We start from the raw sequence: 324 nt of genomic DNA, 5'->3' as shown, positions 1-324 counted from the left end.
GCCTCGGCGCCATCGTGCGCGCCTTCGACACCCGCCCGGAAGTGAAAGAGCAGGTGCAGAGCATGGGCGCGGAATTCCTCGAGCTGGATTTTGAAGAGGAAGCGGGCAGCGGCGACGGTTACGCCAAAGTGATGTCCGAAGCCTTTATCAAGGCCGAGATGGCGCTGTTTGCCGCACAGGCGGCGGAGGTTGATATCATCGTCACCACCGCGCTGATCCCAGGCAAACCGGCGCCGAAGCTCATCACCAAAGAGATGGTGGCGTCGATGAAGCCGGGCAGCGTGATCGTCGATCTGGCGGCGCAAACCGGCGGCAACTGCGAAC

General features: G+C 62.7%; 1 pseudogene. It reads left to right on the top strand.

The features are described from left to right. Positions 1-324 (top strand): annotated as a pseudogene (locus tag KQX66_RS39165) (NAD(P)(+) transhydrogenase (Re/Si-specific) subunit alpha); the annotation flags it as partial.

It is taken from the genome of Paenibacillus oleatilyticus (assembly GCF_018998565.1).
Lineage (GTDB): Bacteria > Bacillota > Bacilli > Paenibacillales > NBRC-103111 > Paenibacillus_G > Paenibacillus_G oleatilyticus.
The sequence above is the reverse complement of the archived record's forward strand: the minus strand, read 5'-3'. Positions and strand labels throughout refer to the sequence as shown.